Origin of the sequence: Cellulosimicrobium cellulans (genome assembly GCF_016921195.1) — a bacterium.
Classification (GTDB): domain Bacteria; phylum Actinomycetota; class Actinomycetes; order Actinomycetales; family Cellulomonadaceae; genus Cellulosimicrobium; species Cellulosimicrobium cellulans_F.
On the sequence record NZ_JAFGYF010000001.1, the window covers coordinates 528,767 to 546,263 of the forward strand.

A 17,497-nucleotide genomic window follows, 5' to 3' on the forward strand; every position below is an offset into this window, starting at 1 on the left:
GACCGTCACGGGTGGCGCGCGGCGCTGCGTACGGTCCTCGCCATGTCCTCCTCGTCGCCTCCGCCGCCCTCGCCGTGCGGCGCCGCGCCGTTCGGCGTCTCGATCGCCCGGACCCGGGTCCTCACCGCCCAGGACGACGTCGCGCGAGCGGGCGCCGCGCTCGTCGCGCCCGACCTGCCGTGGGCGGGCCACGCCCGCGCGTCGTACGACGCCGCGGCTGCCGAGCGCCGGAGCGGTCTGCTGCGCCTCGGCATGCTGCTCGACAGCTGTCTCCTGCGCCTCGACGCGCTCACCCTCCTCGCCGAGGCCGAGGTGGCGCGGATCCGGGCCGAGCTGGCCGCGACGGGCGCGGCGTGAGCACCGCCGAACCGTCGCCCGTGGTCGTGGTGCGCGGTGGGACGGAGCCCACCGCGGTCGAGACGGCCGCGGTCGTCGCGCAGGCGGTGGCGCTCGCGGCGCGCGCGGACATCGTCGCCGGGACCGTCGCCGCGCTCCGGGCCGCGCGGGACTCCGTGGACGCGACGACCGCGAGCCCCACGTCGTTCGCGGGCCGCTTCGCGGCACCTGCGCCGTTCCCGGCCACGTCGGGCTGGGACGTCCACGCCACGGCGTACTGGTCGGCCGAGGTGCGTGCTGCGCGCGCGGCCGCGCTCGAGGCCTTCGACCTCGCGATCGGCGTCGCGCAGGAGCAGGAGCGGGACCTGCGGGTCCTCGCGTCACGGTTGCAGCAGGCGGTCCGTGTCTACGACGACGCGGACGCCGTGGCGACGGCCCTGTGGCAGGACCTCGCGTTCCTGGCCGTCGGAGGCCTCAACCCGGTCGGGGCCGCGGCGGCCGGGGTCAACGCCGTCCTGACCCTGGGGACCATCGGGTTCCTGCACTCGCTCCTGCCGGGTCGCCCGTCCTGGCAGCGGGTCATCACCTCGGGGGAGTCGCTGCACCCAGCCACCATCCGCGCGCTGAGCCGGGCGATCGGCCTGCTCGACGCCGACCGGCCGTGGTACCGGATGCCGACCGTCGGCAACGGCGCGTCGGTGCTGCGCGGCCTCGCGCAGCCGCTGCGGGACCGCTTCCTGCCCGACCCCGACGTCCGGCTCGTCGACACGCCACGCGACCTGCCGACGCCCACGGACGTGCGGTCCGCGCTCGGCGCCGTGGACGCGCTCGCGACGGACTCGACGCTCAGCGTCCAGCGGATCGTCAAGGACGACGGCACGCCCACGTGGGTGGTGGCGATCCCCGGCACGCAGCCCGGCAACCTCAGGTCGGTCTACAACATGACGTCCAACTACCAGCTCATGGACGACGACCCGGCGCTCCGGGCGCAGGCCGACAGCGCGCGCGCCGTGCTGGAGGCGATGCGACAGGCCGGGATCGGGCAGGGCGACGACGTCGTGCTCGTGGGGCACAGCCAGGGCGGCATGATCGCTGCGACCGTCGCCGCGGCGACGGTCGGGACGTACTCCGTGCGGCACGTCGTGACGGCGGGCTCGCCCGTCGCCGGCCACGCCCTCCCGCCGGGGGTCAAGGGCACGCACCTCGAGACCCAGGGCGAGGCGATCTCCGACCTCGACGGGGCGGAGAACCGGGCGACGCCCGACAGGGTCACGGTGACCGGGACCATCGTGGCACCGGGCGGCGGGCCGTCGCTCGAGTGGCCGCACAGCGTGCGCTTCCACCAGGAGGTGCTGGACGCCGCGGTCGAGGTGGGCGACCGGGGGCTCGAGGAGCACCTGGACGACGTCGAGCGGCTGCTCGACGGGGTGGCGGAGGAACCCCTCGTCTACGAGGCGCGCCTGGTACCCGACCCGGACACCACGTTCTGCATCGGTGACGTGGCGGTCCCGCGGTCGCTCACGCCACCGTGGGCCCCTGGTACGCCGTTCCCTGGCGCGCCCGGGGTGCCGTTCCCCGGGGTGCCGTCGCCGGGGTCGCCGTCGCCGGTGGTGCCCGGGTTCCCGGTGACGGGTGGTCCGGGGGCCGGCGACCTCACCGCGCCCGGCCCGGACGGCGGGCGAGACGACGGTGACGCGCGGTAGCGACGCCGGTCCCGCCGCGCGGGGCGGCGGCGTTCAACGGTCCTTGGCCTTGGGCACGACGGCCGAGACGGCGAAGTTGATGAGCCCGATGATCAGCGCCGCGAGCAGGGCCCACCAGAACCCGCCGATGATGCGGATGCCCCAGTCGGTCTGCTCGGTGATCCACGCGGTCAGCATGAGCATCAGCGCGTTGACGACCAGGGAGAACAGCCCCAGCGTGAGGATGTAGAGCGGGATGGACAGGATCTGCACGATCGGCTTGATGATTGCGTTCACCAGCGAGTAGAGCAGCGCCACCACGAGGATGATGACGACCTTCCCGCCGGCGGTGTCGGAGCCGACGATCTGGAAGTGCTCGTCGATGAACAGGCTCGTGAGCCAGATCGCGAGGCCGGTGACGAGGACGCGGACGACGAAGCTCATACCGGGCATCCTGCCACCCGGGCGGCGCCCGGGCACGGCGCCGAGCCGTGCGCCGCTGGGCCGTGCCGGGCAGGTGGCATGATCGAGGACCGTGGCCCACGAACCCCGCGTCCCCTTGCGTCCCGCCGTCGCCGCCCTGCCGGCCTACGTCCCCGGAGCCCGTGTCGCCCCGGGCGCGGCGGCGTTCAAGCTCTCCTCCAACGAGAACCCGTACCCGCCGCTGCCGTCGGTCGTCGCGGCGATCGCCGACGCTGCCGCCGACGTGAACCGCTACCCGGACATGTACGCGACCGAGCTCACCGAGGCTCTCGCGGCCGACCTCGGTGTCGGCGCCGACGAGGTCGTCGTGGGCAACGGCTCGGTCGCTGTGCTCGCGCACGTGCTCCAGACGGTCGTCGAGCCGGGCGACGAGGTCGTGTACCCGTGGCGCTCGTTCGAGGCGTACCCGATCGCGGTCGCCGTCGCGGGCGGGACGTCGGTCCAGGTGCCGCTGCGGACCGGGGCCGACGTCGGCCGGCTCGACCTGTCCGCGATGGCTGCGGCGATCACGGAGCGCACGCGCGTCGTGATGGTCTGCACGCCCAACAACCCGACCGGCCCGGTCGTGCACCGCGACGAGCTCGAGACGTTCCTCGCGGCCGTGCCGTCGGACGTGCTGGTCGTGCTCGACGAGGCGTACCTCGAGTTCGTGCGCGACCCCGAGGCCCCCGACGGCCTCGCCGTGTACGCGCAGCACCCGAACGTCGTGCTGCTCCGCACGTTCTCCAAGGCCTACGGCCTCGCCGGTCTCCGCGTGGGGTACGCCGTCGCGCGCCCGCGTCTCGCGGCGGGGATCCGTGCCGTCTCGACGCCGTTCGGCGTCTCGCACGTCGCGCAGCGCGCCGCGATCGCCTCGCTCGCGGCGCGCGACGAGCTGCTGCAGCGCGTCGAGCACCTCGTGGCGGACCGGACGCGTCTCGTCGCGGGCCTGCGCGACCAGGGCTGGGTGCTGCCGGAGTCGCAGGCGAACTTCGTGTGGTTCGACCTGGGCGAGCGGACCATGCAGCGCGCGGAGGAGGCTCGGGCCGCGGGGGCGATCGTGCGCCCGTTCGCGGGCGAGGGCCTGCGCGTGAGCGTCGGCGAGCCGGAGGCGACGGACCTCTTCCTCCGCGTGAGCGCCACCTGGTCGTAGGTCAGGTCTCCGCCCGGCGAGGCGAGAGAACCTGGACGAGCTCGTCGAAAGGGCGGAAGGCGTCGAGGTTCGCGGTCATCACCGCGGCGCCGTGCCGGTGCGCCTGTGCGGCGATGAGCGCATCCTTGCCGCGCACCCGGGCACCGGTGACGCGGCCCTCGGCGTGGGCTGCGAGCAGGCCGTAGGAGCGGGTGCAGTCGAGGTCGAAGTCGATCCAGTCGAACCGGTCGTCCAGGTCGTTGAGGTGCCGACGGCGCTCGGCGGCCTGGGTGGAGGACCGTGCGGCACGGATCCCGAGCTCGAGCTCGGCCCGGGAGAAGATGCTCGCGCCGTACGACGCCTGCGGATCGAGAGCGTGACGGGCCAGGCCGACGAGGACGTTCGTGTGGAGCAGGACGATCACCGCCGGTCCTCCCACGGGTCGCGGACGAGGTCGTCGTCGCGTGCCTGCTCGATCTGGCTCACGAGCGCCTCGGCATTCGCCGGGCTCATCGGGGGGACGCTCACGAAGTTGCTCCCGGGTGTAGACGTTGGTCTACGCCCGGCGGTCGTCCGGGTTGCCGTGGGTCGCGAGCGCGAGAACACTCGCGTCCATGGACTCCATCGACACCGACCAGCTCGTCGACGAGTACGGCTGGGCCTTCGGCACGGCCGCGCTGGTCGTCTACGTCGCGGTGGCGGTGATCTTCCTCATCGCCTACGTCCGGATCATCCAGAAGGCCGGCTACTCGGGCTGGTGGATCCTCGTCGGGCTCGTACCCGTCCTCAACGTCGTGATGTTCCTGGTGTTCGCGTTCTCGCGCTGGCCCGTGCTGCGTGAGCGCGACGCGCTGCGCGCGGGCGGCGCGTACCCGCGGTAGGGGCAGCCCCCGCCGGCGCGGGGGCCGACCGGTGGGGATTGGAGGTTCCCTACAGCCCGCCGCGACGGATGTTGGGCGACACGTCGGCAGCCGAACCTACGGTGTCGTAGCCTACGCTTGCGTAGGCTACGGAGACGTAGGTTCCGACGGCGCCCCGACCGGGCGCCTCCTGCCCCCGAGCGGGCCGGCCGCCACGGCCGGGCCGCACCGAAGGAGAGTCGCGTGACCGAGAACGACGCGAGAACCGCCGCGCGGGACGGCGCGAGCACGCCCCCCGACCTCCCCGACGTCGCGGGCGGCCCCGACGACGCGCCCCTGCTCCAGCTCGTGACCCCGGCCGGTGCCCGCGTCACGACGCCCGAGACCGACGGCTACCGCGAGCGCGTCGCCCACCTGGACGCCCCCGCCCTGCGCGGGCTCTACCGCGACATGGTGCTCACGCGCCGCTTCGACGACGAGGCGACGTCGCTCCAGCGCCAGGGCGAGCTCGGCCTCTTCGCGCAGGCGAAGGGCCAGGAGGCCGCGCAGATCGGCTCCGGCCGCGCGCTCGCCCCGCAGGACTACGTCTTCCCGTCGTACCGCGAGCACGGCGTCTCGCACGTGCGCGGCATCGACCCGACGGCGCGCCTGCGCCTCTTCCGCGGCGTGGACCACGGCGGGTGGGACCCGACGGTGCACAACGTGCACCTGTACACGCTCGTCATCGGGTCGCACACGCTGCACGCGACCGGGTACGCGATGGGCGTCCAGCGCGACGGCCTCGTCGGGTCAGGCGACCCGGAGCGCGACGCGGCCGTCGTCACGTACTTCGGCGACGGCGCGACGTCGCAGGGCGACGTCAACGAGGCGCTCGTGTTCGCGGCCGTGAACAACGCGCCGGTCGTGTTCTTCTGCCAGAACAACCAGTGGGCGATCTCCGAGCCCACGACCAAGCAGTCGCGCGTGCCGCTCTACCGGCGCGGCGGCGGGTTCGGGATCCCCAGCGTGCGGGTCGACGGGAACGACGTGCTCGCGTGCTACGCCGTGACCGCGGAGGCGCTCGAGCGGGCGCGGTCCGGCGGCGGTCCGACCTTCGTCGAGGCGTTCACGTACCGCATGGGCGCGCACACGACGTCGGACGACCCGACCAAGTACCGCTCGCGGGCCCAGGAGGAGTACTGGCGTCGTCGCGACCCGATCGACCGGCTCGAGAACCTGCTCCGGGCCGAGGACGCGTGGGACGACGCGTTCGCCGCCGAGGTCTCGGCCGAGGCCGACGCGCTCGGCGAGCGGCTGCGCGACGAGGTCCGCGCGCTCGCCGCGCCCGACCCGTCGACCATGTTCGACCACGTGTACGCGACCCCGAACGCCGTGGTCGAGCGCGAGAAGGCGTGGTTCGCCGACTACCAGCAGTCCTTCGAGGAGCCGGCCGCGGAGGTGGCCCGATGAGCGAGAACAAGACCCTGACCCTCGCCCGTGCGATCAACGAGGGCCTGCGCCGGTCGCTGGAGAACGACCCCAAGGTCCTGCTCATGGGCGAGGACATCGGCGCGCTCGGCGGCGTCTTCCGCGTGACGGACGGGCTGCAGAAGGACTTCGGCGAGGACCGGGTCGTCGACACGCCCCTCGCGGAGTCCGGCATCCTCGGCACCGCGATCGGCCTCGCGCTGCGCGGCTACCGGCCGGTGTGCGAGATCCAGTTCGACGGCTTCATCTTCCCCGCGTACGACCAGATCACGACCCAGCTCGCGAAGATGGGCTACCGGTCGGGCGGGAAGCTCCAGGTGCCCGTCGTGATCCGCGTGCCGTACGGCGGCGGGATCGGCGCGGTCGAGCACCACAGCGAGAGCCCCGAGGCGCTGTTCGCCCACACCGCGGGGCTGCGCGTCGTGTCGCCGTCCACGCCGCAGGACGCGTACACGATGATCCAGGAGGCCATCGCCTCGCCCGACCCGGTGCTCTTCTTCGAGCCCAAGGGCCGCTACTGGGAGAAGGGTCCCGTCGAGACCACCGGGCGCGGCGAGGGCGCGACCGTGCTCGACCGCGCGCGCGTCGTCCGCCCCGGTACCGACCTCACGCTCGTCGCCTACGGCCCGACCGTCGCGACCGCGCTCCGAGCCGCCGCGGCGGCCGAGCAGGAGGGGCGCAGCGTCGAGGTCGTCGACCTGCGCAGCATCTCGCCGCTCGACACGGCGACCGTCGTGGAGTCCGTGCGCCGGACCGGGCGCTGCGTCGTCGTGCACGAGGCCCCGACCTACCTCGGCTCCGGCGCCGAGGTCGCCGCTCGCGTGACCGAGGAGTGCTTCTACTCGCTCGAGGCGCCCGTGCTGCGCGTCGGCGGCTTCCACACCCCGTACCCCGTCGCCAAGATCGAGCACGACTACCTGCCGAGCCTCGACCGCGTGCTCGACGCCGTCGACCGCGCGTTCGCGTTCTGACGCGCGTCCGCCGCGACCTCGACAGCGCAGACCGGGACCACCAGGAGGACCACGCAGTGCCCACCTTCGAGAAGTTCAACCTCCCCGACGCGGGCGAGGGCCTCACCGAGGCCGAGATCGTGCACTGGCACGTCGCCGTCGGCGACGCCGTGACGGTCAACCAGACGATCGTCGAGATCGAGACGGCCAAGTCGCTCGTCGAGCTCCCGTCGCCGTACACGGGTGTCGTCACGGAGATCCTCGCGCCCGAGGGGACGACGGTCGAGGTCGGCGTGCCGATCATCGTCGTCGACACCGACCCGACCGGTGCCGCGCCGGCGCCCAGCGCGCCGGCCGGCGTCGTGCCCGACGGCGCGGACACGGCTCCCGCGCCCGCCTCGCCCGCGGGTACCGGGACGGAGGGCGCGACGCCCGCCGCGGCCGGCGGCTCGGGCTCGGTGCTCGTGGGGTACGGGACGGTCGAGGCGGGCACGACCCGTCGCCGCCGCCGCGCGCCGGACGCGGCCCCGGTCACGCCCACCCCGGCTCCTGCCCCGGCGCCCGCCGTCCCCGCGGCGGACACGCCGACCCCCGCGCCCGCCGCCGTCGGGCACGTGCACCTGCCGGTGCTCGCCAAGCCGCCGGTGCGCAAGCTCGCCAAGGACCTCGGGGTGGACCTCGCGAGCGTCGCCGGCACGGGGCCGGGCGGGATCGTCACGCGCGAGGACGTGCAGGCGCACCACGAGCGCGCGACGGCGCAGCCCCTGGCGACGTACGCCGACGACGACCAGCCGTGGCTCGCGTCCGGCGCCGTCACCCCCGACGGCCGCCAGACGCGCGTCCCCGTGAAGTCGGTGCGCAAGCGCACCGCCGAGGCCATGGTGACGAGCGCGTTCACCGCGCCCCACGTCACGGTCTTCCACACGGTCGACGTCACCAAGACCATGCGCCTCGTGCACACGCTGCGCGAGGACCGGGAGTTCGCCGACGTGCGCGTCACGCCGCTGCTCGTCACCGCCAAGGCGCTGCTCCTCGCCGTGCGACGCCACCCGGAGATCAACGCGAGCTGGGACGACGCGGCACAGGAGATCGTCTACAAGCACTACGTGAACCTGGGGATCGCCGCCGCGACGCCGCGCGGGCTCGTGGTGCCGAACATCAAGGACGCGCACCGCCTCGACCTGCACGGCCTCGCGAGCGAGATCGCGGACCTCACCGCGACCGCGCGCGCGGGCCGCACGTCGCCCACCGACATGTCCGACGGCACGATCACGATCACGAACGTCGGTGTGTTCGGCATCGACACCGGGACGCCCATCCTCAACCCGGGCGAGGCCGCGATCCTCGCGTTCGGTGCGATCCGCGAGCAGCCGTGGGTCCACAAGGGCAAGATCAAGAAGCGCTGGGTCACGCAGCTCGCCCTGAGCTTCGACCACCGCCTCGTCGACGGCGAGCTCGGCGCGCGCGTCCTGGCCGACGTCGCGAAGGTGCTCGAGGACCCGGCCCGCGGCCTCGTCTGGGGCTGACGTCGCGGGTGCTCCGCTTGCGGGGACCCGGGGAACGGCGAGCATGGCCTCGGAGAGGCCGGTGAACTTCATCGGTGTCGTTCGAGGGAGGTCACGTGCGCAGCGCTCGGGGCGGGGAGGTCCGGTCGACGGCGGGAGCCGGGCCCGATGGCGGGCGTCGGGCTCGAACGGGGGTCGCCACCGGCGCGCTCGTCGGGCTCGCCGCGCTCGGGCTCGCCGCGTGCGCCGGGCCTGGCTCGGCGGAGGCGCGGGACGTCGTCGAGGACCTCGCGGGCGCGCTCGCCGCGGGCGACGGCGACGCGGCGTGCGCCCTGATCCTGCCCGACGCCGCGGACGCGCTCGCCACGGACGAGGGCGAGCCGTGCGCGGACGTGGTCAGCGCTCCGGACGGTCCGCTCGCCGCGCTCGCCGCGGCCGGTGACGACCTCGTCGTCGAGGACGTCCACGTGGCCGGCCGGCAGGCACAGGTCCTGACGACGACCGACACCGTCTTCCTCGCCGTGTCGGGTGACGGCTGGATCGTCACCGCAGCCGGCTGCACGCCGCGCGAGGACCGCCCCTACGACTGCGAGGTGGAGGCATGAGGGTCCCGCGGCTGATGTTCTGGGCCACGCTCGTGCTCGTCTGCGCGGGCCTCGCCGTGACGTTCGTGCTCGCGGCGGCGCACCGATGAGCGCCGGTTCCGGGAGGGGAGGCATCCTCGGCGGCCTCCGCGCGAGCTCGTTGAGCCTCTTCTTCGCCGCCGTGTTCCTCGCGTCGCTCGTCGCGCAGGCGGTGAGCGGGGTCGCGGTCTTCAACACGGACCAGCGCGCGGCCGGGCTCGACCCGGTGACGTTCGGCCAGTACGTGCTGTCCTCGGCGTTCTGGGTCGACGTCACCGAGAACTGGCAGTCCGAGTACCTCCAGTTCCTGCTCTTCATCACCGCGACGGTGTGGTTCGTGCAGCGCGGCTCGCCCGAGTCCAAGAAGATCGAGGCGGCCGGCCGCGAGTCCGACGAGGACCAGAAGGTGGGCGAGCATGCGACGACCGACTCCCCGGCCTGGGCGCGGGCCGGGGGCTGGCGGCTGGCGGTCTACTCGCGCTCCCTCTCGCTCGTCATGGGCGCGATCTTCCTCGGCTCCTGGGCGGCGCAGTCGGCGGCGGGCGCCGTCGCGTTCAGCGAGGAGCAGCTGCGCGAGCTCCAGGACCCGGTGCCGTGGACCGAGTACCTCTCGATGCCCGACTTCTGGAGCCGGACGTTCCAGAACTGGCAGTCCGAGATGCTGGCGGTCCTGAGCATGGTCGTGCTCGCGATCTACCTGCGCGAGCGGGGGTCGCCCGAGTCGAAGCCCGTCGGCTCGTCGCACGAGGCGACCGGCGTGGAGGGCTGACCGCGGTGGCACTCACAGGCCGGCCCGGTACGGAGGTCCACAACGCCGAAGCGGTGCTGGGCGCTCGGCGGGGTCCGGGCGCCACCTCGGTCCATGCAGGAGAACCTGCCCGCCCGTTCAGCGGAAGCGCGACGGCGGTCTTCCGAACGTGCGGGTGAACGCTGCCGTGTACGCGGCGGGGGTCGCGTAGCCGAGCCTCGCGGCGACCTGGGTCACGGTCGAGCGCCGCAGGAGCGGCAGGCTCGCCAGGAGGCGCGCGCGAGCGCGCCACGCCGCTGGGCTCGATCCGGTCGCGGCGCGGAACGCGCGGTCGAGCGTTCGCTCGCTGAGGGCGGCCGCGCGGGCCCAGTCGGCGTTGGTCACCCCGACGTCCGGGTCCGCGAGGTAGGCGGTGCACAGCTCGCGCAAGGGCCCGGCGTGCGGGAGCGTCACCGAGAGCGGTACCGGCGACACACGACGCAGCTCGTGCAGCGCCAGACGGACGACGAGGCCGTCGCGCCCGTCGGCGTCGTACTCGGCCTCGAGGTCGTTCGCCGCATGCAACAGCTCGCGCAGGAGCGGTCCCACCTCGACGACCGTGCACGTCGTGGGCCACCAGGGGACGGCGTCCGGCTCGATGTACAGGCTCCACGTGGTCACCTCGAGCATCCGCACTGCGTGCGGCGTGGCCGGGGGGATGAGCACCGCGCGGTCCGTCGGGACGGTCCACGACCCGTCGTCCGTCTCGACGAGCATCACGCCCTGCGCGCCGTAGAGCACCTGCGCCCGGCGGTGCTCGTGGCGCTCCAGCAGCGTGTCGGGCGGGTAGTCGGTGCCGATCGGCAGCACGTCGACTCGAAGGTGGTCGAGATCGGCGAGGGCGACGTTCCGCACACCCTCACCCTAGTGGCGGATCCGCGAAGAGATCAGGCAGGGAATCGATCGTCTGCCAACGTCGCACACCCTGAGATGGGGGTATGGAGCATCTCGTCCTCATCCTCGTCGGGGTCGGCGTCGGTGTGACCACAGTCCTCTTCGGCTTCGGCGGCGGGTTCGTCACCGTTCCTGTCGTCGCACTCGCCGACGCCGGCCTCGGTCAGGCCGCGCTCGGCGTGGCGACCGCGACCTCCGCACTCGTCATGGTCGTCAACGCCGCGGTGGCCACCGCTGCGTCGGACCGTCGCGAGCTCGCCCGGCTCGCCGATCGGGCCCCGCTGCTCGCGCTCCTGGCGGCGGGCGGAGCCGCGGGCGCCCTCGCCGGACGCCTGGCACCGGGCGAGCTCCTTCGCTGGGGCTTCGTCGCCTACCTCGCGCTCACCGTCGTCGACCTGCTCGTCCGGCCCGGCTTCTTCCGTCGTTCCCGGTCTCGAGACCCACGGAGCGGAGACGCGATCGGCGGGCGATCCTGGTGGGGGTTGCCGGTCGGTGGCATCGCGGCATTCCTCGGGGTCGGGGGGAGCGTCGTGACGGTGCCGCTCCTGCGCAGGGCCGGTGCGACGATGCGTACCGCGACGACTCTTGCCAACCCGCTCACGCTCGCGATCGCCGCCCCCGCACTCCTCGTCATGCTCATCGCGCGGGGACACGCGCCAGCAGCCCCGGGGCTCGTGGGAAGCGTCGACGTCGCGGCAGCCCTGGCCCTGCTGGCGGGAGCGACACCCGTCGTGGTCCTGCTACGCCGCCGACCACCCCGGATCCCCGACGGAGCCCACGCCACGGGCTACCTGCTGCTGCTCGTCGCCGCCGGTGCGACCGTCGCTCTTGCCGACGTCTAGTCCGCGCCGGGGAACCGTGCCCGTCGGAGGTGCCCGCGCGCGCTCACAACGGCCCGGCGGTCCGTGTGCGGAAACCCTCACACGGGCTTAACGGCGGTCGCGCGCGGGGGAAACACGGCGTTCCTAGCGTCCTGGTCACTGACCGGGACCTGCTGAAGGAGCCGCCATGTCCGCGCCCACGAGCCCTACCAGCCACGAGGGTGAGCAGTCCGCAGAGCACCCCTCGGGCACCACGACCGTCGCGACCTCCCCGCCTGGGGCCGTCGTCCGGCCGACCGCTGCGCCCGCCACCACCGGGCCGCACCACCGGTCCGGGCGATGGATCGACCGCTGGGACCCGGAGGACCCGACGTTCTGGCGCGACGGCGGCCGCAGGGTCGCGGCGCGCAACCTGTGGATCTCGGTGTTCGCGGAATTCCTGGGCTTCGCGGTCTGGGCGCTGTGGTCGATCGTCGTCCCGCAGCTCCCCGCGGCGGGGTTCGCCCTGACGGTCGACCAGCAGTTCTGGCTCATCGCCGTGCCGAGCCTGGTCGGCGCGACGCTGCGCATCCCGTACACGTTCGCGGTACCGCTGTTCGGCGGCCGCAACTGGACCGTGGTCTCCGCGCTCCTGCTCCTGCTCCCGACGGCGGCGCTCGCCGTCGTCGTGCAGGACCCGGGGACGCCGTTCGGCGTCATGCTCGCGGTCGCGGCGCTCGCGGGCTTCGGCGGCGGCAACTTCGCGTCGTCGATGGCGAACATCTCGTTCTTCTACCCGGAGCGGGAGAAGGGCAAGGCGCTGGGCCTCAACGCCGCGGGCGGCAACCTCGGGACGGCGGTCGTGCAGCTCGCGGTGCCGCTCGTCATCGTGGCCGGGGCGGGCGTCGCGCTCGAGCGCGCGGGTCTCATGATGATCCCGTTCATCCTGCTCGCGGCGTTCCTCGCGTGGCGGTTCATGGACAACCTGTCCACCGCGAAGGCGGACCCGAAGTCGTTCGCCGCCGCGACGCGGAACAAGCACACGTGGATCATCTCGTTCCTCTACATCGGGACGTTCGGGTCGTTCATCGGGTACGCCGGGGCGTTCCCCATGCTGCTCAAGGGCCAGTTCCCCGAGGTGACGCTCTCGATCGCGTTCCTCGGCGCGCTCGTCGGCTCGGTCACGCGCCCGCTCGGCGGCGTCATCGCGGACCGGGTGGGCGGCACGCGCGTCACCATCGCCTCGTACGGCGTCATGGCGCTCGGGGCGTTCGGCGCGATCCAGGCGCTCCGGTCGCACAGCTTCGGCCTGTTCTTCGCGTCGTTCCTCGTCCTGTTCGTCGCGACGGGCATCGGCAACGGCTCGACGTATCGGATGATCCCGGCCGTCTTCCAGGCGAGCGCCGTCCCGGGCGGCGCGCTCGACGGGCCGACGGCGGTCGACGCGGCGACGCTCGACGAGGCCCGGGCCCGCGCCCGCAAGGCCGCGGCCGGGTGCATCGGGATCGCCGGCGCGATCGGCGCGTTCGGGGGCTTCCTCATCCCGCGCGGGTTCGCGGCGTCCACCAGCCTCGCCGGCTCGCTCGTCCCGGCCCTGTGGGTGTTCATCGGGATGTACGCGGTCATGGCGGTCGTCGCCTGGGCCGTGTACCTGCGCAAGGGGTCGGCGCTCGCGTCGGCGGGGATCTGAGCGTGGCGACCACGTCCGCGACCGCCGCGCCGGAGGCCTCCGTGGGCCCCGGCAGGGCGCCCGCGCGCACCGCGGACTCGCACTGCCCGTACTGCGCGCTGCAGTGCGGCATGACCCTGACGCCCTCCGCCCCGGGGCGCGCGCTCCCGGTCGAGGTCGCCCCGCGCGACTTCCCGACCAACCGCGGCGGTCTGTGCCAGAAGGGCTGGACGAGCGCGACGGTCCTCCGCGCGGCGGACCGGATCACGACCCCCCTGCTGCGCGGGAGCGACGGCGAGCTGCACCCGGCGTCGTGGGACGAGGCGCTGGACGTCGTGGCGGCCGGGATCGCGCGCGTGCAGGCCGAGCACGGCCGGGACGCGGTCGCGGTCTTCGGCGGCGGTGGCCTGACGAACGAGAAGGCGTACGCGCTCGGCAAGTTCGCGCGCACGGTGCTGCGGACCGCGAACATCGACTACAACGGGCGCTTCTGCATGGCGTCGGCCGCCGCGGGGGCGAACCGGGCGTTCGGCGCGGACCGCGGGCTGCCGTTCCCGCTCGCGGACCTCGGCGGCGCGGACGCCGTGGTCCTGCTCGGCTCCAACCTCGCCGAGACCATGCCGCCGTCGGTCCAGCACCTCGCGGGCGTGCGCTCACGCGGCGGGCTCGTCGTCGTGGACCCGCGCCGCAGCGCGACGGCGGCGCTCACGGGCGAGCCGGGGGACGTCGTCGGCGTGGGCGACCAGGGCGTCCACCTCCAGCCCGTGCCCGGCACGGACCTGGTGGTGCTGCTCGCGCTGCTGCACGTCGTGGTCACGGAGGGGCTCGCGGACGCGGAGTACCTCGCCGCGCGCACGTCGGAGTTCGACGACGTCCGGCGCTCCGTCATGGCGTGGTGGCCCGAGCGCGCGGAGACGGTCTGCGGCGTCCCGGCCGACCGGCTGCGGTACGTGGCCCGGCTGCTCGCCGCGGCGTCGCCCGCGCGCGGCGGCGCGGGCGCGTACGTGCTCACGGGGCGCGGCGTCGAGCAGTCGTCGCAGGGCACCGCGACGGTGACGGCGGCGATCAACCTCGCGCTCGCGCTTGGTCTGCCCGGCCGCGCGGGGTCGGGGTACGGCGCGATCACCGGCCAGGGGAACGGGCAGGGCGGGCGTGAGCACGGCCAGAAGGCCGACCAGCTCCCGGGCTACCGCTCGATCGAGGACCCGGCCGCTCGGGCGCACGTCGCGGGCGTCTGGGGCGTGGACCCGTCGACGATCCCGGGCCGGGGGATGCCGGCCGTGACGCTGCTGCGCTCGCTCGGCGCCCGGCCAGGACCGGGCGGTGCGGGCACCACCTACGCGGAGGACGGGCGCCCGCGCGCGCTGCTCGTGCACGGGTCGAACGTCGTGGTGAGCGCGCCGGACGCGGACCAGGTCGCCGCGAACCTGCGCGCCCTCGACCTGCTCGTGGTGTGCGACCTCGTGCCGTCGGAGACGGCGCTCCTCGCGGACGTCGTCCTGCCCGTGACGCAGTGGGCGGAGGAGGAGGGCACGATGACGTCGCTCGAGGGGCGGGTGGTCCGCCGCCGTCGCGCGGTCGACGCGCCCGGCGAGGCGCGCTCGGAGCTGTGGATCCTCGCGGAGCTCGCACGACGCCTGGGCTCGGACGTCTCCTTCCCGACCGACCCCGCGGTCGTCTTCGACGAGCTCGCACGCGCCTCCGTGGGCGGCGTGGCCGACTACTCGGGCCTGAGCCACGCGCGCCTCGACGCGGACGAGGACGACGGCGGCCCGGGGCTGTTCTGGCCCGTCCCGGCGGGCGCGCCGGACGCGAGGCGGGCCGGCGCGCACCACCCGGGGACGCCGCGGATGTTCCTCGACCGGTTCGCGACACCGGACGGGCGCGCGCGGATGGTCGCGGTCGACCACGCCGGACCGAGCGACGACGTGCGCGCCGACGCCCCGCTCTACCTCGTGACCGGGCGCGTGCTGCAGCACTACCAGTCGGGCGCGCAGACGCGTCGCGTGCCGGAGCTCGACCGCCTCGTGCCGGAGCCGTTCGTCGAGCTGCACCCGGTCCTCGGCCTGCGGCTCGGGGTCGGCGACGGCGACCGCGCCCGCCTCACGACGCGCCGCGGCGAGATCGAGGCCGTCGCGCGCTGGACCGACCGGATCCGGCCGGACACCGTCTTCATGCCCTTCCACTGGAGCGGGGAGGGCAGCGTCAACCGCGTCACGACCGACGCGACCGACCCCATCTCGGGCATGCCCGAGTTCAAGGTGTGCGCCGTGGACGTGCGGCCCGCACGCGCAACCCAGGAGGTGGGCGCATGACGCGCGTGGTCGTGGTCGGCAACGGCATGGTCGGGTCGCGGTTCGCGAGCGACCTCGTGGCGCGGTGCGGCACCTCCGCGGGGACGACGGCCGTCGAGGTCACCGTGCTGGGTGCCGAGGAGTACGAGCCGTACAACCGCGTGCTGCTCAGCGAGGTCGTGGCGGGCAAGGTCGACGTCGCGGCGATCGGGCTGCCCGGTGCGGACGACGCCCGCGTCACCGTCCGGCGCGGCACGGAGGCCATCGCGATCGACCGTGCCGCGCGCCGCGTCGTCACGGGGGAGGGCGCGTACCCGTACGACGTCGTCGTGCTCGCCACGGGCGCCGGCGCACGGATCCCCGACCTGCCGGGTCTGACCGACCTCCCGGGCGGCCTTCCCCGCGGCGCGCACGCGCTGCGCACGCTCGACGACGCGCGCGAGATCGTCGCGGCGTCGGTCAACGCCCGGCACGCCGTGGTCGTCGGGGCGGGCGTGCTCGGGCTCGAGGTCGCGTGCGGGCTCGCGCGCCGCGGCGTCGCCGTGAGCCTCGTGCACGGGGGCGGGAGCGTCATGGATCGCCAGCTCGACCGCGCCGCGGGCGGTGTCGTCGCGCGGAGCCTCGCGGGGCTCGGCGTGCGGACCTGGACCCGCGCGCGCACCGAGCGCGTCGTCGTGGAGTCGGGCTCCGTGCGCGGCGTGACGCTCCGCGTGCCCGACGGCGGGGGTCCCGCCGGGCGGTCGGCGGCCCGCCCGGGTGGTGGTGCCGGGGGAGCGGGGGACGACGCGACGCGGCTCGTCGACCTCGAGGCCGACCTGCTCGTGCTCGCGTGCGGCACCGTGCCCGAGGCGGGGCTCGCGCGCGCGGCGGGCCTCGCGGTCGACCGGGGCGTCGTCGTCGGGCACGATCTGGCGAGCCCCGACGACCCGAGCGTGTTCGCGATCGGGGACTGCGCACAGCCGCCCGAGGGCGGCACCGGGCTGATCGCGCAGGGCTGGGACCAGTCGCGACGGCTCGCGGACCACCTCGCGGAGCGGTTCGCGAGCTCGAACGACCGGGGCGGCGCGGGGAACCCGGACGCTGCGCACGGGGCGGCATCGGGGCGCCCACGGGTCCGCCTGGGGGTCGACGCCGACCGGCCGAGCATGGCGCTGCGCCTCGCCATGAACGTCGTCGCGCGCCCGCTCGGGGAGCCGCCCGCGCCGTCGACACGGGGCCTCTCCCGGGTCGCCGCCCATCCTGGCGGTCCCGGGTCCACGGGTCGTCCGCGCCCTGCCGTGCACGGGAACCTCGGTGTGGACGAGCACCCGAGGGCTGGGACCGACGTCGTGCGCGTCAAGGCGGCGGGGTTGGAGATCGTGACGATGGGCGTGTGCGGCGAGCGGCGGACGCCCGATCCCGCGCACCGCTCCGTGACGCTGAGCGACCCCGCGGCGGGCCGGCACGTCGAGGTGGTCGTCGCGGACGGCCTGCTCGTCGGCGCGACGTGCGTCGGCGCGCCCGACGTGGGCGCCGACCTCACGGCGACCTACGCACGGCGGGTCCCCGTGCCCGCCGACCCGGCCCACCTGCTGCTCCGCCCGGTCGCGCAAGCGCCGGCACCGGCGTCGTCCCCCACCCACATGCCCGACCGCACCACCGTGTGCACGTGCAACGGCGTGACCAAGGGCGACGTCGTGGGCTGCTGGCACGACGGCGCTCGCAGCGTCGACGACGTCGCGCGGGCCACGCGTGCCACGACGGGCTGCGGCGGGTGCAAGGACGTCGTGTGCGGGCTCGTCGACTGGCTCGAGAAGGCCGACCCGGAGCAGGCGAGCGTCGTGCTCGGCGCGTGAGGCCGGCACTCTCTGCTCGCATCGGCAGTCGCGACCGCCGACCTCGGCGCTGCGTGCCGACCTCGCCCCGCACCGCCGACTTCACACGGCGGTGCGCGCCCGGGTGAGAACACCGTTACGGAGGAGCAACGGACGGGGCACGGTCGCGAAACCGCCCGTCCGTAGCGTCGATCGTGCCTTCCCGGAAGGCCCCGGGGACGA

The 17,497-nt window shown here is 74.6% G+C and carries 16 protein-coding genes; 13 read left to right on the forward strand and 3 right to left on the reverse strand.

Annotated elements, in window-relative coordinates:
- The first annotated feature begins 42 nt into the window (after positions 1-42).
- Both JN535_RS02265 and JN535_RS21410 read left to right on the forward strand, forming a co-directional pair.
- Entirely contained in the window at positions 43-357 is a 315-nt protein-coding gene (locus JN535_RS02265; protein ID WP_205201584.1) for a hypothetical protein, read from the forward strand.
- On the forward strand, positions 354-2,039 hold the full coding sequence (locus JN535_RS21410; RefSeq protein WP_205201586.1) for a PGAP1-like alpha/beta domain-containing protein: 1,686 nt from the start codon (positions 354-356) through the stop codon (positions 2,037-2,039). Before JN535_RS02265 ends, JN535_RS21410 begins: the two co-directional genes overlap by 4 nt.
- Positions 2,040-2,072: 33 nt before the next feature.
- Here JN535_RS21410 and JN535_RS02275 read toward each other — a convergent pair whose 3' ends face one another.
- On the reverse strand, positions 2,073-2,462 hold the full coding sequence (locus JN535_RS02275; protein WP_205201588.1) for a phage holin family protein: 390 nt from the start codon (positions 2,460-2,462) through the stop codon (positions 2,073-2,075).
- Positions 2,463-2,553: 91 nt separating this feature from the next.
- On the opposite strand from JN535_RS02275, the gene hisC reads away from it, so the two are divergent.
- Positions 2,554-3,633 carry a histidinol-phosphate transaminase gene (gene hisC / locus JN535_RS02280; RefSeq protein WP_205201590.1) on the forward strand — a complete coding sequence of 360 codons (1,080 nt, stop codon included), beginning with the start codon at positions 2,554-2,556 and terminating at the stop codon, positions 3,631-3,633.
- A gap of 1 nt (position 3,634) precedes the next feature.
- Here the strand turns inward: hisC and JN535_RS02285 are convergent, their stop codons facing one another.
- Positions 3,635-4,036, reverse strand: coding sequence for a PIN domain-containing protein (locus tag JN535_RS02285; RefSeq protein WP_307868105.1), 402 nt, complete (start codon positions 4,034-4,036; stop codon positions 3,635-3,637).
- A 190-nt stretch (positions 4,037-4,226) separates the two neighbouring features.
- On the opposite strand from JN535_RS02285, the gene JN535_RS02290 reads away from it, so the two are divergent.
- From JN535_RS02290 to JN535_RS02315, 6 genes are all read left to right on the forward strand, one after another.
- Positions 4,227-4,493: a DUF805 domain-containing protein gene (locus tag JN535_RS02290; RefSeq protein ID WP_240200423.1), complete on the forward strand. Its 267-nt coding sequence runs from the start codon at positions 4,227-4,229 to the stop codon at positions 4,491-4,493.
- 222 nt (positions 4,494-4,715) lie between these two features.
- Positions 4,716-5,921, forward strand: coding sequence for a pyruvate dehydrogenase (acetyl-transferring) E1 component subunit alpha (gene pdhA / locus JN535_RS02295; protein ID WP_205201592.1), 1,206 nt, complete (start codon positions 4,716-4,718; stop codon positions 5,919-5,921).
- Positions 5,918-6,910 (forward strand): alpha-ketoacid dehydrogenase subunit beta, encoded by a 993-nt coding sequence (locus JN535_RS02300; protein ID WP_205201594.1) that lies wholly within the window; start codon positions 5,918-5,920, stop codon positions 6,908-6,910. Before pdhA ends, JN535_RS02300 begins: the two co-directional genes overlap by 4 nt.
- A gap of 56 nt (positions 6,911-6,966) precedes the next feature.
- The gene (locus JN535_RS02305; RefSeq protein WP_205201596.1) at positions 6,967-8,415 is read left to right on the forward strand and encodes a dihydrolipoamide acetyltransferase family protein; all 1,449 of its coding nucleotides are present in this window, start codon (positions 6,967-6,969) and stop codon (positions 8,413-8,415) included.
- Positions 8,416-8,510: 95 nt separating this feature from the next.
- The gene (locus JN535_RS02310) at positions 8,511-8,999 is read left to right on the forward strand and encodes a hypothetical protein (RefSeq protein WP_205201598.1); all 489 of its coding nucleotides are present in this window, start codon (positions 8,511-8,513) and stop codon (positions 8,997-8,999) included.
- A gap of 85 nt (positions 9,000-9,084) precedes the next feature.
- Complete coding sequence (locus JN535_RS02315; protein ID WP_205201600.1) at positions 9,085-9,786, forward strand: DUF6766 family protein; 702 nt, start codon at positions 9,085-9,087, stop codon at positions 9,784-9,786.
- A 117-nt stretch (positions 9,787-9,903) separates the two neighbouring features.
- Here JN535_RS02315 and JN535_RS02320 read toward each other — a convergent pair whose 3' ends face one another.
- The gene (locus JN535_RS02320) at positions 9,904-10,659 is read right to left on the reverse strand and encodes an AraC family transcriptional regulator (RefSeq protein WP_205201602.1); all 756 of its coding nucleotides are present in this window, start codon (positions 10,657-10,659) and stop codon (positions 9,904-9,906) included.
- An 83-nt stretch (positions 10,660-10,742) separates the two neighbouring features.
- Between JN535_RS02320 and JN535_RS02325 the strand changes: the two genes are divergently transcribed.
- From JN535_RS02325 to JN535_RS02340, 4 genes are all read left to right on the forward strand, one after another.
- A complete protein-coding gene (locus JN535_RS02325) occupies positions 10,743-11,540 on the forward strand; it encodes a TSUP family transporter (RefSeq protein WP_205201611.1) in 798 nt (265 codons plus the stop codon).
- 166 nt (positions 11,541-11,706) lie between these two features.
- Positions 11,707-13,188: an MFS transporter gene (locus JN535_RS02330; protein WP_205201613.1), complete on the forward strand. Its 1,482-nt coding sequence runs from the start codon at positions 11,707-11,709 to the stop codon at positions 13,186-13,188.
- A gap of 110 nt (positions 13,189-13,298) precedes the next feature.
- Entirely contained in the window at positions 13,299-15,482 is a 2,184-nt protein-coding gene (locus tag JN535_RS02335) for a molybdopterin oxidoreductase family protein (RefSeq protein WP_205202981.1), read from the forward strand.
- Positions 15,479-17,296: an FAD-dependent oxidoreductase gene (locus tag JN535_RS02340; protein WP_205201616.1), complete on the forward strand. Its 1,818-nt coding sequence runs from the start codon at positions 15,479-15,481 to the stop codon at positions 17,294-17,296. The genes JN535_RS02335 and JN535_RS02340 overlap by 4 nt, the downstream gene beginning before the upstream one ends.
- The last annotated feature ends 201 nt before the right edge of the window (positions 17,297-17,497 follow it).

What these genes read in the sequence shown, in the direction of transcription:
- JN535_RS02330 (WP_205201613.1), top strand. Translation starts at nt 11,707, where the DNA reads ATGTCCGCGCCCACGAGCCCTACCAGCCACGAGGGTGAGCAGTCCGCA.
- JN535_RS02335 (WP_205202981.1), top strand. Translation starts at nt 13,299, where the DNA reads ATGACCCTGACGCCCTCCGCCCCGGGGCGCGCGCTCCCGGTCGAGGTC.
- JN535_RS02315 (WP_205201600.1), top strand. Translation starts at nt 9,085, where the DNA reads ATGAGCGCCGGTTCCGGGAGGGGAGGCATCCTCGGCGGCCTCCGCGCG.
- JN535_RS02265 (WP_205201584.1), top strand. Translation starts at nt 43, where the DNA reads ATGTCCTCCTCGTCGCCTCCGCCGCCCTCGCCGTGCGGCGCCGCGCCG.
- JN535_RS02340 (WP_205201616.1), top strand. Translation starts at nt 15,479, where the DNA reads ATGACGCGCGTGGTCGTGGTCGGCAACGGCATGGTCGGGTCGCGGTTC.
- JN535_RS02275 (WP_205201588.1), bottom strand. Translation starts at nt 2,462, where the DNA reads ATGAGCTTCGTCGTCCGCGTCCTCGTCACCGGCCTCGCGATCTGGCTC.
- JN535_RS02300 (WP_205201594.1), top strand. Translation starts at nt 5,918, where the DNA reads ATGAGCGAGAACAAGACCCTGACCCTCGCCCGTGCGATCAACGAGGGC.
- JN535_RS02290 (WP_240200423.1), top strand. Translation starts at nt 4,227, where the DNA reads ATGGACTCCATCGACACCGACCAGCTCGTCGACGAGTACGGCTGGGCC.
- JN535_RS02325 (WP_205201611.1), top strand. Translation starts at nt 10,743, where the DNA reads ATGGAGCATCTCGTCCTCATCCTCGTCGGGGTCGGCGTCGGTGTGACC.